Origin of the sequence: Pseudoroseomonas cervicalis ATCC 49957 (assembly GCF_000164635.1) — a bacterium.
Lineage (GTDB): Bacteria > Pseudomonadota > Alphaproteobacteria > Acetobacterales > Acetobacteraceae > Pseudoroseomonas > Pseudoroseomonas cervicalis.
This window is the reverse complement of sequence record NZ_GG771258.1, coordinates 1-526: the sequence shown is the minus strand read 5'-3', so window position 1 is coordinate 526 and position 526 is coordinate 1. Positions and strand designations below refer to the sequence as shown.

Sequence of the window (526 nt, the reverse complement as noted above, 5' to 3'; positions counted from 1 at the left end):
AGCCGGAGGCGGAGGCCGCGCTGCGTGCGGCCGCCGCCGCCGCCTATGGCGCCGCCAGCCCGGAGATGGTCGCCGCCGCCCCCGGCACGCAGCTCCTGATCCAGCTGCTGCCGCGCCTCTTCCCGCTGCCGCGCCTGGCGATCCTCGGCCCCACCTATGCCGAGCACGCCGCCTGCTGGCGCGCCGCCGGCACCGTGGTGGAGGAGGTCGAAAACCTCGCCGCCCTGGCCCAGGCGCCCGCCGCCCTGCTCTGCAACCCCAACAACCCCGATGGCCGCCGCCTGCCACCGAAAGAAATCCGGGCGCTGGCGGATGGCGTGGCATCGCGCGGCGGGCTGCTGCTGGTGGACGAGGCCTTCGCCGATCTGGAGCCGGACATGCAAGGCGCGGCGGCCTTGCTGCCGCATCCGGCGCTGATCCTGCTGCGCTCCTTCGGCAAGAGCTATGGCCTGGCCGGGCTGCGGCTGGGCTTCGCCCTGGCGGCGCCGGCGCGCGCGGCGGCGATCCGCGCGGCGCTCGGCCCCTG

The 526-nt window shown here is 76.6% G+C and carries 1 protein-coding gene; it reads left to right on the top strand.

The features are described 5' to 3' along the window. The coding region (locus HMPREF0731_RS22880) for an aminotransferase class I/II-fold pyridoxal phosphate-dependent enzyme (protein ID WP_007006664.1) at positions 1 to 526 on the top strand (526 nt) is incomplete at both ends.